The organism is Fluviicola sp. (genome assembly GCF_029266855.1).
Lineage (GTDB): Bacteria > Bacteroidota > Bacteroidia > Flavobacteriales_D > Crocinitomicaceae > Fluviicola.
This window is the reverse complement of sequence record NZ_JAQSWB010000012.1, coordinates 41,711-56,736: the sequence shown is the minus strand read 5'-3', so window position 1 is coordinate 56,736 and position 15,026 is coordinate 41,711. Positions and strand designations below refer to the sequence as shown.

The 15,026-nt window shown below is 41.9% G+C and carries 12 protein-coding genes; 9 read left to right on the top strand and 3 right to left on the bottom strand.

Annotated elements, in window-relative coordinates:
• Positions 1-224 precede the first annotated feature (224 nt).
• Positions 225-890, bottom strand: a complete 666-nt coding sequence (locus tag K0S23_RS18090; RefSeq protein WP_300360253.1) for a DUF4956 domain-containing protein — start codon at positions 888-890, stop codon at positions 225-227.
• A complete protein-coding gene (locus K0S23_RS18085) occupies positions 862-1,665 on the bottom strand; it encodes a polyphosphate polymerase domain-containing protein (RefSeq protein ID WP_300360252.1) in 804 nt (267 codons plus the stop codon). The genes K0S23_RS18090 and K0S23_RS18085 overlap by 29 nt, the downstream gene beginning before the upstream one ends.
• A 190-nt stretch (positions 1,666-1,855) precedes the next feature.
• Here K0S23_RS18085 and purT point away from each other — a divergent pair, with 190 nt between their 5' ends.
• Together purT and K0S23_RS18075 are read left to right on the top strand one after the other, a co-directional pair.
• Positions 1,856-3,022 (top strand): formate-dependent phosphoribosylglycinamide formyltransferase, encoded by a 1,167-nt coding sequence (purT, locus tag K0S23_RS18080; protein ID WP_300360251.1) that lies wholly within the window; start codon positions 1,856-1,858, stop codon positions 3,020-3,022.
• A 1-nt stretch (position 3,023) separates the two neighbouring features.
• Entirely contained in the window at positions 3,024-4,187 is a 1,164-nt protein-coding gene (locus K0S23_RS18075) for a TIGR03862 family flavoprotein (protein WP_300360249.1), read from the top strand.
• Between the two features lie 81 nt (positions 4,188-4,268).
• On the opposite strand, the gene K0S23_RS18070 is transcribed toward K0S23_RS18075, so the two are convergent.
• Positions 4,269-4,649 (bottom strand): hypothetical protein, encoded by a 381-nt coding sequence (locus K0S23_RS18070; protein ID WP_300360248.1) that lies wholly within the window; start codon positions 4,647-4,649, stop codon positions 4,269-4,271.
• Positions 4,650-4,972: 323 nt separating this feature from the next.
• On the opposite strand from K0S23_RS18070, the gene K0S23_RS18065 reads away from it, so the two are divergent.
• The 7 genes from K0S23_RS18065 to K0S23_RS18035 are packed head-to-tail and all read left to right on the top strand — an operon-like array spanning position 4,973 to position 15,001.
• Positions 4,973-6,316 (top strand): cytochrome c3 family protein, encoded by a 1,344-nt coding sequence (locus K0S23_RS18065; protein WP_300360246.1) that lies wholly within the window; start codon positions 4,973-4,975, stop codon positions 6,314-6,316.
• A 33-nt stretch (positions 6,317-6,349) separates the two neighbouring features.
• On the top strand, positions 6,350-9,649 hold the full coding sequence (locus K0S23_RS18060; RefSeq protein WP_300360245.1) for a TAT-variant-translocated molybdopterin oxidoreductase: 3,300 nt from the start codon (positions 6,350-6,352) through the stop codon (positions 9,647-9,649).
• Between the two features lie 20 nt (positions 9,650-9,669).
• Positions 9,670-11,106, top strand: coding sequence for an NrfD/PsrC family molybdoenzyme membrane anchor subunit (gene nrfD, locus K0S23_RS18055; RefSeq protein WP_300360244.1), 1,437 nt, complete (start codon positions 9,670-9,672; stop codon positions 11,104-11,106).
• A 9-nt stretch (positions 11,107-11,115) separates the two neighbouring features.
• The gene (locus K0S23_RS18050; RefSeq protein WP_300360242.1) at positions 11,116-11,652 is read left to right on the top strand and encodes a DUF3341 domain-containing protein; all 537 of its coding nucleotides are present in this window, start codon (positions 11,116-11,118) and stop codon (positions 11,650-11,652) included.
• Positions 11,653-11,697: 45 nt separating this feature from the next.
• Positions 11,698-12,447: a cytochrome c gene (locus K0S23_RS18045; RefSeq protein ID WP_300360240.1), complete on the top strand. Its 750-nt coding sequence runs from the start codon at positions 11,698-11,700 to the stop codon at positions 12,445-12,447.
• Between the two features lie 28 nt (positions 12,448-12,475).
• Positions 12,476-13,672, top strand: a complete 1,197-nt coding sequence (locus K0S23_RS18040; protein ID WP_300360239.1) for a quinol:cytochrome C oxidoreductase — start codon at positions 12,476-12,478, stop codon at positions 13,670-13,672.
• A gap of 33 nt (positions 13,673-13,705) precedes the next feature.
• Positions 13,706-15,001, top strand: coding sequence for a cytochrome c oxidase subunit II (locus tag K0S23_RS18035; RefSeq protein WP_300360238.1), 1,296 nt, complete (start codon positions 13,706-13,708; stop codon positions 14,999-15,001).
• Positions 15,002-15,026: the final 25 nt, after the last annotated feature.

Genomic DNA, 15,026 nt, shown 5'->3' with positions numbered 1-15,026 from the left:
TTCGAAACTCGTCCTATGGACTCAAACAATGAATGCTTCTTTTCGCTTCATTTGCTTGTTTTTAACGATTTCCAGCGTAAGGGCCGGTTTCAGATTCCTCTCAGTTGATCTATTCCTGATTTCGGAAAGTAGATTTTTTCAATCGAAGACTGAACAAATCCCCCTAAACAAAAAAGAGAATCTGCAATGCAAACTCTCTTCCTTTTCAATATTATTAAAGCTGATTACTCGGAATCACTTGGTCCGGCTCCGGTTCCAAATGACTGAATGTCTCCATCGTAAAAGATCATCAATTGCGCCACATCGCGGAGGAAATCGATTTTACCAATCTCAATGCGGTTGATCTTTAAGCCTGTTCTCAGCTGAACGTCCACCATCATTTCCTGGTATTTATCCGGCTGAATGAGGTCAATGCGATCGTATACAATGATCTTGCGGGTTTCGTGTTTCAAGAGCCACAAGTATTCCAAACCGGCTACCAGGAGCAATAAGGCACCATTCATTACGCCCATTTCGGCGAGTGAAATTTTATTGGAAGCCAATGCGTTGATAACCGAAAGACCAATTACCAGGAAGAGGTAAGTCATTTCTTTGATCTCGATACCTTCGGTTCGATAACGGAGAATTCCGAAGATGGCGAAAAGGCCGAGTCCCATTCCGGTGTCAATATCGAGTTTTTTCAATCCGAAACACAGGAAGAAGGTGATCATTCCGATCATAAAGAAGGTGAAGAGGTAGTCCTTTCTTCTTGCTTTGGCGTAATACATGAAACGAATAAGAATCACTAAAACCACCAGGTTTACGGTCATTCGGAATAAAAGTGGGTAGAGGTCTTCGTTGTAAAAGGAAATACCAAATAGTTCAGAATCTGGTTTGTGGGCGAGGAGCATGAGATGAATTTTTTATTAGTTTTTGTATAAGTAGTTTCTTTGCTTTGAACCTGTTTGCTTTCAGACGATTTTCATCATCGTACAGATCAATCATGCCGAAGCAAAATTTAGATATGCGAAACGGACGAACAAGTTCGCGTTTCATTAATTGATAGAATGGAGAAGTTCTATCGAGTTTGGGCTGTTTTAATTCTGCAATAACAACAGAGGAAAGCGTTTGTTTCTTGCAATTCGGGGCATCCAGTGTTCCGTTTACGATGTCAAAATCAATGGTCAATCGTTCTTCCACCAATTTATTTACCAGTGTGATCCGGCGGTAGCTGTTCACCATTACGGGCTGGAGGTCCATGTTTTTTCGGAGCCTGTCCATGAGGAACAAGCGGTGATCATCCGTAAAATCGGAAGTGAAACCATCAATATTAATGCGATTCTTATCTGTTCTTCCTTTAATCTTTTCCTTTACTTCCAGGAAGGATTTATTGCTGTCCAAATAAGTACGGATGCGCACTTTAAAGCGGTTCGGAATCGCTTTGTGGTGATCGTGAAAAAAAGAGTATGTGGCATTATCGAAATACTGGCTGGTATAATCAAAAATGACTTTTCCGTCTATATTCAACACATCGTAATACGGACGCATTTCATCCAGGAAAGCTTCCAGTTTGGCAATGGGGAAAGCAAATTTTTCATCCACACGGTTCATTAAGGGAGCGCGCGACAACTCATCCAATGAAATTCCATTGAATGTATGCAACAAATCTGTTAATTTTCCCTTCATGTTAATTTCAAATATAGTTAATAATCTATATGACGCTGTTTTCCGCAGAAAAGTTTATTCTTTAGAATTACGAATTACGTCCCGATAGCTATCGGGATACGAATTACGAATATTGAAACTTATTCATTCCTGTTTTTTGGATTTTGTATTCTCATTCAGATAATTCTCGGGATTCAATTACTTTTGTGCTATGCAAAAGAAAATTTTACTCCTGGGTTCGGGTGAACTTGGAAAGGAACTAGTTATAGCACTTCAACGCTTAGGTCAAACGGTTATTGCCGTAGACAGTTATGAAAACGCTCCTGCAATGCAAGTGGCAGATTCATTTGAAGTGATCAATATGCTCGATGCTGTTTCGCTGGATGGGATTGTTGCAAAACACCGTCCGGATCTGATCGTTCCGGAAATTGAAGCGATCCGTACGGAACGTTTCTATGAATACGAGAAAATGGGAATCCAGGTAATTCCTTCTGCAAAAGCTGCTAATTTCACTATGAACAGGAAAGCCATCCGGGATCTGGCAGCGAAAGATCTTGGAGTTAGAACAGCCAATTACCGTTATGCAAAAACAGGCGAAGAGTTTGAGAAAGCAGTTCTGGAAATAGGAATTCCCTGCGTGGTGAAACCCCTGATGTCCAGCTCCGGGAAAGGTCAATCGGTAATACGTTCCACGGAAGAGATTTCCAAAGCATGGACTTATGCTATTGAAGGTTCACGCGGCGATTTGAAAGAAGTAATCGTGGAAGAATTCATTCCTTTTGATTACGAGATCACGCTTTTAACAGTAACACAAAATAACGGAGAAACCCTGTTTTGCGCCCCAATCGGCCATCGCCAGGAGCGCGGGGATTACCAGGAAAGCTGGCAGCCCATGCCGATGAGAGCGGAGCATTTGAAAGAAGCCCAGGAAATGGCGGCGAAAGTTACCGAAGCATTGGGCGGATCCGGTTTATGGGGTGTAGAATTTTTCATTACCGAAAGCGGGGCTTATTTCTCAGAACTTTCCCCACGTCCGCACGACACCGGAATGGTGACACTTGCAGGAACACAGAATTTCAGTGAGTTTGAATTACATGCTCGTGCCATCTTAGGTTTGCCTATTCCATCCATTGTTTCCCTGAAAAACGGAGCAAGTGCAGTTGTTTTAGCAAACAAAGAATCTGAAAATGCTCCCACTTTTTCAGGTTTGGAAGAAGTGTTGCAGGTAGAGGGTTCGGATGTACGGATCTTCGGAAAACCAACGACAAGACCTTATCGCAGGATGGCAGTTGTACTGTATTCCGGAGATGAGCAAGTTGATCAGATTACCGATAAAGCAAAAGAATTAGCGAAAAAAATCACTATCAATTACCGTTAATTTGAAACGCGTAATAATTATTGGTGGCGGACCAGCAGGATTGATGGCTGCCACCCAGTTGCTGAAGAGCGATTGTGAGATCTTACTCCTGGATCAGAAGGCGAGTGTCGGGAGGAAATTCCTGGTTGCCGGAGACGGAGGATTTAACCTTACCCATTCCGAAACACCGAGTGAATTCCGGGATAAGTACGATTCCGATTGGATCAAAAATACGATCAGACAGTTTTCAAACAAGGATTGGATCAAGTTCCTGAAGCAAATAGGCATTGAGACTAAAGTCGGCTCATCCGGGAAGATCTTTCCTGCTGACGAAATCAAACCTATCCAGGTGTTGAATGCCTGGAAGGAATTTCTTGCTTCGAAGGTGCAATTTGTATTGAATACGCGCTTTCTGAATTTTGACGAAAAGCAAGTTGAAGTCGAAAGAGACGGGAAAAAGGAAAAATTGGACTTTGACTACCTCGTTCTTGCATTGGGCGGGAAATCCTGGCCGGTAACCGGTTCGGACGGAGCCTGGGTGCAGGGTTTCGAAGAAAAAGGAATCATCGTTACACCTTTTGAGTCGAGCAATTCCGGCTTGGTATTGTATGAAAACTGGATAGAAGGGCTGGAAGGAAAAATTTTAAAGAATATTCAGACATCCTGCGGGAATCAAAGTTGTTCGGGAGACCTGGTCTGTACGAGTTATGGTCTGGAAGGAAAGCCTGCTTATGCGATCAATGGAGCGTTGCGGAAGATGGAAAAGCCCGTTTTTAAAGTTGATCTGAAACCTCAAATGACTCCTGAAAAGGTGTTTGAAATTCTAAAGAAAGCAAAGAATCCGTCCCAGGGACTTAAAGAGTTGAAAATGGGCGAAGTGGCTGTGTTCTGGATCCGGAATTTTGTGTCAAAAGAGCGATTTTTGAATCCGAAGGAACTGGCAAAGGCAATCAAAGAATTCCCAATCGGAATTAAGGGTTTCAGACCTATTGACGAGGTGATCTCATGTGCCGGAGGAGTAGCTGAATCTGAAATCACGGAGTCCGGTGAATTGAACCGTTATCCAACTGTGTTTGTTGCGGGGGAAATGATCGATTGGGATGCACCTACGGGAGGATATTTGATCCAGGGTTGCGTTTCGAGCGGATATGTGGCGGGGAAAGCAATTAGCAAAATTATCAATTAGCAATGACGTAATTATCAAGAAGGACAAAAGAATGAATTTTGGACTTTCTTGATAATTGATAATTATCCCATTGATACTAATTTACTGGTCTATTCTCGGTAAATTGATCTTTTCCTTTACCACGAAACAGGTTGGGAATTGCTGAGTTGAAGATGCCTTTACCTTTTCGGCTTCCAGCTGCGTTCTAAAATCGCCCACCTTTAAAAAATAATGCGGAGCAACAAATTCAACGTAAGTATCTACTTTAGGAAACATCGATGCAAATTTTGAGCGCGCATCATCAATAAACGATTTGTCTGTATCGAAAGCCAACTGCAAGCGGTAACCATTTATTTCAGGTGTTGCAGACTGACCTTGTGCTCTCACCAAATCATCAATTCTGCCATCTTTTACAATAGTCACCTGGGCATTTCCAAAACAAGAAATGAAGGATAAAGCTGTAATCAAAATCAATTTTTCCATAGCAACGATCTTTGGGCAAAGTTAATTGAAATTTTGCATGTGTTTCATTCAAACCGGATTTGCTGAATTTGCATAAAAAAATCATGCCGGAAAATGAGTATCCAGTTGCCAGAAACGGGTGTAAGTTGTAGCAAATTAGGGTATTGTTAACAAATGTGAAAGAACAATGTTATTTAGAATCATTTTAAATTAAAAAAACGGGGGCAGAATTTGTCATAAAACTGTCACGGAATGGCCTTATTCTTCTAAATTTGCCATCGTTAATTGCTGTGTTAACATAGTGTTGACAACGAATTGTAGAAACAAAAATATCTAATAATCAGATGTTTAGAAGTATAAAACAATGGTGTATCGGTGCGCTTTCAACAGTATTTGTTGTTGGTGCATTTGACAGTTTCGCTCAAGATGGCGGAGCCTTATTCAAGGCAAAGTGTGCTACATGTCACGCTCCTCACAAAGATGGTACAGGTCCTAAGCTCTTTAAAGTCCGTGATAAATGGATTGCGGGTGGTGCGAAGGAAGGTTCTATTTATCAGTGGGTAGCGAACTGGAATGCTGCTGCCGCTTCGGATCCGTATGCAAAGCAGGTTTCCGGTGTGAAGTCGACTGCGATGAATACCTTTCCTGATTTAGCAGGAAAACAAAAAGACATTGATGCGATTTTTGACTGGGTAGATGAGCAGCCAGATCCGTCTGATCCCGCTAATGCTGGTGGTGGTGATGCTGCTTCTGCAGGAGGTGCTGCAACAGGTGAAGTAGAAGAAGACGGTCTTTCATGGGTTTGGATCCTGATGGGGGTTGTGTTCATCGTAATCATTATGGCAGTTGGTGGTGTTCGCCGTCAGTTGAAGAATGCAACGAGAGAAAACGAGGGTCAAGCTGTTAATGAAGATCTGTCATTCGGACAAGAATTTAAAGCTTGGGCTTGGAAATACAAACGTTATGTCGGTCTTGGCGGATTGGTGATCACACTTTCACTGATCGTTTCGCTATTCCTTTCCTTATACTCCATCGGTGTATTGGAAGATTACCAGCCATCTCAGCCAATTGAATTCCCGCATGATATCCATGCAGGTAAGAACGGGATCGATTGTAAGTATTGTCACAATTCAGCGATCGACGGTAAAACTGCAGGTATTCCAACTGTGAATGTTTGTATGAACTGTCACAAACAGATCAACGGGAATACTCCTGAACAACAAGAGAAAATCGCGAAGATCTACGCTGCTGCCGGATACGATCCGTCAACTCAAAAGTATTCCGGGAAGACAAAAGAAATTATCTGGAATAAAGTTCACGTATTGCCTGATCACGTTTATTTCAACCACCAGCAGCACGTAGTTGCAGGTCAGGTAGACTGTAAGCAGTGTCACGGTGATATGACTAAAATGAACGAAACTGCGAAAGTTCAGCCGGTTAGTGAGTTGAACAAGATCGAAGGTAACGTTCCGTTGACGAAGGCAACTTTGACGATGGGATGGTGTATCGAATGTCACGCTGAGAAAGAAATTTCTTCAGGGTCATTGGATTCAAAAGGAAGCAACTATTACAATGAAATACATAACCGTTTGTTAAAAGACAAAAAATTATACAATAAGTTCCTTGAGGACAAAAAAGTAACGGTTAAAGAATTAGGTGGTTGGGAATGTGCTAAATGTCACTATTAATCAATCTCGAACAGTAGAACAAAGATTATGGCTATGTCAAAAAAATATTGGAAAGGTCTTGATGAATTGCATGAAACACCTGCATTCGTTGAGTCAAGAGATCGTGAGTTTTCACCGTCTGTTTCTGTTGACGAATTCTTAGGTGATGATCAACTTGCTGAAACATCTACGGCACGTCGTGACTTCTTAAAATTCTTAGGATTCAGCGTTGCAGCTGCTACAGTTGCAGCATGTGAGGCTCCGGTAACTAAAGCTATTCCTTACGTTGTTAAACCGGAAAACGTAACACCTGGTGTTGCGACTTGGTATGCTTCCACTTATTACGATGGAAACGCATATGCAAGTATTGTTGTTAAAACACGTGAAGGTCGACCTATTTATATCAAAGGAAACCGTGATTTCGGATTTACGCAGGGAGCATTGACTCCTCAGATCGTATCATCCGTTCTTTCTCTTTACGATAACGCACGATTGAAAACTGCGCAATCCAAAGGAAAAGATATTTCATGGGATAAATTGGACGGAGCTGTTAAAGCTGCTTTGGCTGATATCAAGAAATCAAACGGTAAAGTTGCATTTGTTGCTAATTCGGTAATTTCTCCTTCTATGCAGGGTGCGATTGCAGATTTATCTACAAGTATTTACGGGGAAGTGAAGAATGAAATGGGCATGCCTGTTATTCATCCAAACTTCAACCTGGTTCAGTACGATGCAATTTCTTACGCAGGAATGCGTGAGGCGAACCTGGAATCTTTCGGAATGCGTGCTATTCCTGATTATGATTTCACACAAGCTAAAACGATCGTCAGTATCGGTGCAGATTTCTTAAGTACGTGGTTACTTGGAAATGCATTCTCTGCTGATTATGGAAAGCGCCGTAATCCTGACGGAGAATGGATGAGCAAACACTTCCAGTTTGAGTCAGTTATGTCGATCACCGGATCAAACGCGGATTACCGTGGAATGATCAAGCCAAGTGAGCAGGCAAACGTATTGTCTTATATCCTTGGAAAATTCGGAGTGAATTCCGGAGTTCCTTCTGATTTACCAAAAGAAGCAAAGGCTGTTGCAGATGCTGCGGCTAAAGCATTGAAAGCTTCCAAAGGAATGTCGGTAGTTGTTTCCGGTTCCAACAATAAAGCGGTTCAAATTCTTACGAATAAGTTGAACAGTGTATTGGGAGCTTACGGAAAAACAATCCTTTTCGACAAGCAATTGGAGATGTTCAAATCTGAGGATGCGAAAATGCAGAAACTTGTTTCTGATGTTATCGCAGGAAAAGGCCCGGATGCAATTTTCTTCCTTGGAGCAAATCCTGTTTATAATTTACCGAACGGTAAAGAATTCGCAGCAGCTCTTGATAAAATTAAACTGACTGTTTCATTGTCTTCTTACGGAGACGAGACAGCTACAAAATGTACTTACATTGCTCCTGACCACCACGCTTTGGAATCCTGGATGGATTTCAACCCGAAAGCAGGTCACTATGCGATTGCTCAGCCAACTATCCGTCCGTTATTTGACACGGCTTCTTCCATGGAGTCATTGTTAGTATGGGCAGGTTTGAAGAATCGCGGAGGAAAAGATTCGCGAGTGGCATACGAATACATTCAAAAGAATTGGGAGATCTACGGATTCCCAATGCAAACAAAGTATACTGATTTCAATACATACTGGGAAATGGCTATTCACAATAGCTGTAACGAGGATTTTGTAATGCCAGGAGCTCCGGTTGCGTTTAATGACGCATCCATGGGGAAAGTTGCAGGTAATTTACCGAAATCAGGTTCCCTTGAGGTGGTATTGTATCAAAAAGCAGGTATCGGAAACGGGGATATGGCAGGTAACCCATGGTTACAGGAGTTGCCGGATCCGATTTCAAAAGTTACCTGGGATAACTACATTACGATGTCTCCTGAGACAATGAAGAAAGATGGTTACGTAACTACTTTCGACCAGGAGAACGGATTGAACCTTGCAACTGTAAAAGTTGGCGGTGAATCGATCACACTTCCTGTTTACCCGTCACCGGGCCAGGCACCAGGTACTATCGGTATCGCTCTTGGTTACGGACGCGGAGAAGGAAACGAGGAGATCGGTAACGCAGCATTCGTAACAAAACAATACGGAGGTTTCGAAACAGACGAAAAAGGTAATCGCGTAACCGTAGGTAAAAACGCATTCCGCTTCCTTAACTGGGAGAATGGAACATACCAAAATAATGTACTTGGTTCTTTGTCAAAAGAAAGCGGTACCTATTTAATCGCAGCAACACAAATTCACCATACGGTAATGTCCCGTAACTCTATCGTTAGAGAGACGACTTTAGACATTTACCAGAATGAAGAGCCAGGAACATACAATCACAAACACGTGTTACACACACATGAAGGTGAAGTTCCGATTTCAGAATTCGATTTATGGGATGCACATCCGGTAGAACATATCGGTCACCGTTGGGGAATGACAATTGACTTGAACCAATGTTTTGGTTGTGGAGTTTGTATCGTTGCCTGCCAGGCTGAGAATAACATTCCGGTAGTTGGTAAAGACGAAGTTCGCAGAGGCCGTGAAATGCACTGGTTGCGTATCGACCGTTACTTTGCTTCAAGCGAAGAAGCAGCTGTGGGTACACGTAAGGATCCTGTTTTAGGACATTTGGATTACAGAGCATCTGAAATTCCAACTGCAAACCCTGCGGTAGTTCACATGCCAATGATGTGTCAGCAATGTAACCACGCTCCGTGTGAAACGGTTTGTCCGGTTGCTGCAACAACGCACTCCAATGAAGGATTAAACCAAATGACTTATAACCGTTGTATCGGTACACGTTACTGTGCTAACAACTGTCCTTACAAGGTTCGTCGTTTCAACTGGTTTAACTACCCGTCATACAAGAAATTTACAGAGATCAATCCTGCTCAGGACGATTTAGGACGTATGGTATTGAATCCGGACGTTACAGTTCGTACACGCGGTGTAATGGAGAAATGTTCATTCTGTGTTCAGAAGATCCAATCTGTGAAATTAGATGCTAAAGTTCAGAACCGTACAGTTCAGGACAGCGACTTCGAATCTGCTTGTTCAGATGCATGTCCTGCCGGAGCAATTGTATTCGGTGACTGGAATGACGTTAACTCTAAGATCCGTAAGGTTTCAGCAGACAAACGTTCTTACCAGGCTTTAGAAGAAGTTGGTGTTAAACCGAACGTTTGGTACCAGGTTAAGATCCGTAACAACGAGAATGCTGATCTGGATAAGTTGGCGGCAGAAGAGCATCATGGTAGCCATGGAGCTCATGCTGAAAAACATGAAAGTAAGTCAAATCATTAATTGCTTAAAATTAAAGTCTAATGCATAAGGAAGCTGCAATTCGTGAACCCCTCATATTAGGTCACAAAACGTATCATCAGATTACTGAGGATGTATGTAAGCCGATTGAGGATAAAGCACCGCGCATGTGGTACATTTTATTCGGTATCGCTTTAGTTATCGGATTATACGGAGTAGGATGTATCTTTTACTTGTTAGGAACAGGTATCGGAGTTTGGGGATTAAATAAAACCGTTGGATGGGCTTGGGATATTACCAACTTCGTTTGGTGGGTAGGTATCGGTCACGCCGGAACCCTGATCTCAGCCGTATTGTTATTGTTCCGTCAAAAATGGAGAATGGCGATTAACCGTTCTGCTGAGGCGATGACAATTTTCGCGGTATTCATGGCCGGTTTATTCCCTTTAATTCACATGGGTCGTTTATGGGTAGGTTACTGGACACTTCCATTACCAAACCACTTCGGTTCACTTTGGGTAAACTTCAACTCACCATTATTATGGGACGTATTCGCGATCTCGACGTATCTTTCCGTATCACTTGTTTTCTGGTACATCGGTTTGATTCCTGATTTCGCTACAATCCGTGACAGAGTTAAAAAACCGATTCCAAAGAAGATGTATTCTATTCTTTCTTTCGGATGGTCTGGCCGCGCTAAGCACTGGAACCGTTTCGAATTGGTATCATTGGTACTTGCGGGTGTTGCTACACCACTTGTATTCTCGGTTCACTCCATTGTATCCTTTGACTTTGCCACATCGGTTATCCCGGGATGGCATACAACGATCTTCCCTCCGTATTTCGTAGCGGGAGCAGTATTCTCCGGGTTCGCGATGGTACAAACACTCTTGCTGGTAATGCGTAAAGCGATGAAGCTGGAGGCATACATCCATACAAGACACGTGGAATATATGAACATTGTAATCATGGTTACAGGTTCGATCGTAGGTACGGCTTATATCACCGAGTTATTTATTTCCTGGTATTCAGGAGTAGAATATGAAGCATACGCATTCTTCAACAGAGCAGCAGGACCATACTGGTGGGCTTACTGGTCGATGATGACTTGTAACGTTGTTTCCCCTCAGTTGATGTGGTTCAAGAAATTACGCAGAAGCTTGTTGTTTACATTCATTATTTCGATTGTTGTAAACATCGGTATGTGGTTTGAGCGCTATGTAATTATCGTTACTTCGATTCACAGAGATTACCTTCCGTCTTCCTGGTCTATGCACTACCCAAGTCATATTGACTTAGGTGTATACATCGGAACGATCGGTTTGTTCTTCGTATTCTTCTTATTGTTTGCACGTTTCTTCCCGGTACTGGCGTTGAACGAATTGAAAACAATCTTGAAATCATCAGGTGAATCATATAAGAACGATACCGCTCCGGTTCACCCTTATTTTGCAAAAAACGGTCACGGACACGATGACCACGATACTCATAATCATTAATAGAGAAACATGGCAGAGAGAGTAATTTATGCAATGTATGACGACGACGATGTGCTAAAAGACGGCGCAAAGAAGTTAGTCGCTAAAGGAGTTAAAGTAGCTGACGTGTTTTCTCCGTTCCCGATCCACGGAATTGATCCGATTATCGGAGTAAAGCAGACACGTTTGGGTATTATGGCCTTCTTGTACGGTTTGACCGGAACTGCATTGGCAACTTTTGGAATGAATTATTTCATGATTCATGACTGGCCGATGAACATTGGTGGAAAACCAAATGACAGTTACATGGACAACGTATTGGCTTTTATCCCGATTACCTTTGAGTTCACTGTATTGTGTGCTGCTCACGGGATGGCAATCACTTATTTGTTATTGAATAAGACTTTGCCGGGAATGCCAGCAACGAATCCCGATCCTCGTACAACAGACGATAAGTTCGTAATGGAATTGCGTTTGTCAGACAACATCCGGTTTTCCGAAGGAGAATTGATGTCGATGTTGAATGAGACCGGAGTAGTAGAAGTAGATCAAAAAGATATTCATTAATTAACTGTAGATAGTAAGTCTTACAGCATTTAAAGACCAATACAGATGAAAGTAAAATTCAAGGCATTTGCACAGTTTTCATTAGTAGCGTTGCTAGCTGCAGCGTGTACTTCTGATCCTGATAGTGCAGGTTTAGAATACATGCCTGATATGTATCGTTCTCCTGCGATTGAACCGTATGTTGATTATGGTGAGGTTCGTGGTCAGATCAATGACGAATTAAAGATGCGTCGTTCCGCAATGGTTCCACCGCGTTATGCAATTCCTTATGCGGGTACGGATTCAGCAACTGTTCACACCTTACTTCCATATCACCGTATGCCGGGTAGATTGTTTGCAGAATCACATGGTTTGTATCAGTATGATCTGTCTTCAAATGAAGATGCGGATTACGAATACAAGATGTCAGCTGCTGATGTGAATCCGATCAAGTTAACTTCCAAGGAAGTTGCCGATAAGGTGTTTGCGGAAGGAAAAGCTTTGTATCAGATAAACTGTAATCACTGTCATGGTGAAAAAGGTGACGGAGAAGGCCCGATGGTTAAATCCGGTGCTTATACAGGTGCTGCTGTCTTAAGTGGTCTGGCAATTCAGGAAGGACAAATGTTCTATTCTATTTACTATGGTAAAGGGATGATGGGAGCACATGCTTCTTTACTGAATAAGAAAGAGATCTGGACTTTGGTGCACTACGTAAGAAAATTCCAGGATGCGAAGTACGGAACGTTTGATGCAAACGGAGCACCGTCTTGGGGTTCACTTGCTGCACAACAAGATACAACTGGAACGAAGTAATATTTACTAAGATAGAAAACGAATAAAAATGGAATTCAAAGTTTCATCAAAAGCAAAATCCCTTACGGTAATCCTGATGTTGTTGGGAATTATCGGTATCTGTTTAGGTATTTGGGTAGAATTTAGTTGTCACGGAGGTGAGAACTTTACAAAACGTTTCTTAGGGAACTTATTAGTAGATAGCTTCTTCTTTTTTGCAATCGGCTTGGGGGCATTGTACTTCCTGGCATTGCAGTATGCAACGGAAACAGGTTGGTATGCTTCTGTAAAACGCATTATTGAAGGTGTTGCAGGTTACTTACCTTATGGTATTGCATTGATGCTTGTTACCTTATTGACTATTTCTTTAATGAAAGGTGGGGGTGTCTACATCTGGATGGACAATGCACATGTAGAGCACGATCCGATCCTGGTAAAGAAATCGGCTTATCTGAACCAAACATTCTTCTGGATCAGAACATTGGCGTACATGGGTGTTTACTTCATTTTCTGGAGAGGATTCAAAATGCGTTCATTGGAAGAAGATCGTGTTGGCGGAACTGCAATTCACTTTAAAAACTATAAAAAAGGAGCATTGTTCCTGGTATTCTTCGCTGTGTTCTCTTCAACTTCTGCTTGGGACTGGATCATGTCGATTGATGCGCATTGGTTCTCTACTTTGTTCGGATGGTACGTATTCGCAGGAATGTGGTGTTCTACAATGGTAGTTTTGGTTACCCTTACATTGTACTTGAAGAAACAAGGATATTTGAGTAAAGTAAACGAAAACCATATCCACGATTTGGGTAAATGGACATTCGCTACATCTTTCTTATGGTCTTACTTGTGGTTCTCTCAATTCATGTTGATCTGGTACGCAAATATTCCGGAGGAGGTAACTTACCACTTAACGCGTATTGAAGACTTCAAATTATTGTACTTCGGTATGTTCTTCATCAACTTTGCATTCCCAATGTTATTGTTAATGTCACGTGATGCAAAAAGACATGCAGGTGTATTAACTGCTGTCGGAGTTATCATCTTCGCAGGTCACTGGGTTGATGCATACCTGATGGTAATGGGAGGTTCAATGGGTAAATCCGCTTATATCGGTGCCATGGAAATTGGTATGGCTTTATTGTTCTTAGGGTTCTTTATCCGAATCATTTTAACGAACCTGACTAAAGCTCCGCTGATGCCGGTTAATCACCCGTTCCTTGACGAAAGTATTCACCACGAAATTTAATAAGGCACTTGTTGTTACGATAAAATAAAAAACATGACAAAGCTAATTGTATTAATAGTTATCATTTTAGGAGTAATTGCTGTAGCACAGTTGGTGCGCATGTATGAACTTTCTTCTAAATTAAGAAATCGCCGGGAGGAAGATATTCCCAACCGCGATAACCGATTGAATGCAACCTTATTATTGGTGTTTATGTTCGCGTTTTTCGCGTCTGTATTATACTTGTTTGCAGAATATGGTTATACCGGACGTGGAGAAGCAGCTTCAGTTCACGGGAAATCGACAGACTGGTTGATGGACCTGAATATGTTAATCATTACTGCAGTATTCTTTTTAACGAACGGATTGCTTTTTGGTTTTGCATTCAAGTACGTTCGCAAACCCGGAGTGAAAGCATATTGGTTCCCACACGATAATCGGTTGGAATTAGTTTGGACAGTTATTCCTGCGATTGTACTTGCGGTAATTATCATCTTAGGTTTGAAATCCTGGAATGAGCAAACGGATAAATCACCGGATGAAGCAATTCGAATCGAGTTGTTCTCCAAACAATTTGACTGGACAGTTCGCATGGCAGGTGATGATAATAAGTTGGGTTACTTCGACTACAAACTGACAAATGAAAACAACCCATTGGCTTTGATGACTACAAAGACGATCCAGGATGCAATCGACAGTATGGAAAACAGCTCAAGCGGTATCCATGCTTTGGAATCTAAACTGAATAATCCGAAGTTGATGTTTGTTCCTGAAGATCACGCACTGATGGTGAAAGACTTGGCCAGAAAAGAGCGCATGGTTCGCATGTTGTACCAATTGAAAGCACGACATAACAGTGCTTTGGATACACGTGTAATGGATGATATCGTTTTCAATGCAAATGACACTTTGTTTTTATGTAAAGGACAGGATTACGAATTTAATTTCAGATCGAAAGACGTAATTCACTCTGCATACATGCCGCATTTCCGTGCTCAAATGAATACGGTTCCGGGTCAAACTACCCGTTTTAAATTCAGACCGACAATCACTACAACTGAAATGCGTGAGAAAATGCATAATCCTCAGTTCAATTACATTTTGATGTGTAATAAGATCTGTGGATCATCTCACTACAAAATGAAATTGATTGTTGTGGTATTGGATAAGCCTGCATACAAAAAATGGTATGCCAGAGTTTCTAAGTTAGATCCAAAAGCAGCCGATGCCTGCAAAACGTTTAGAAACACTTATGCAGTAGGAAAACCAAAGGCAGCAGCTCCGGCTGATTCAACTGCAGTAGCAACAGCTCCGGCAATGGACTCGGCGGCAATCGTAAAAACATTATAATAACTTAAAGCAAAAAAAATAAAAT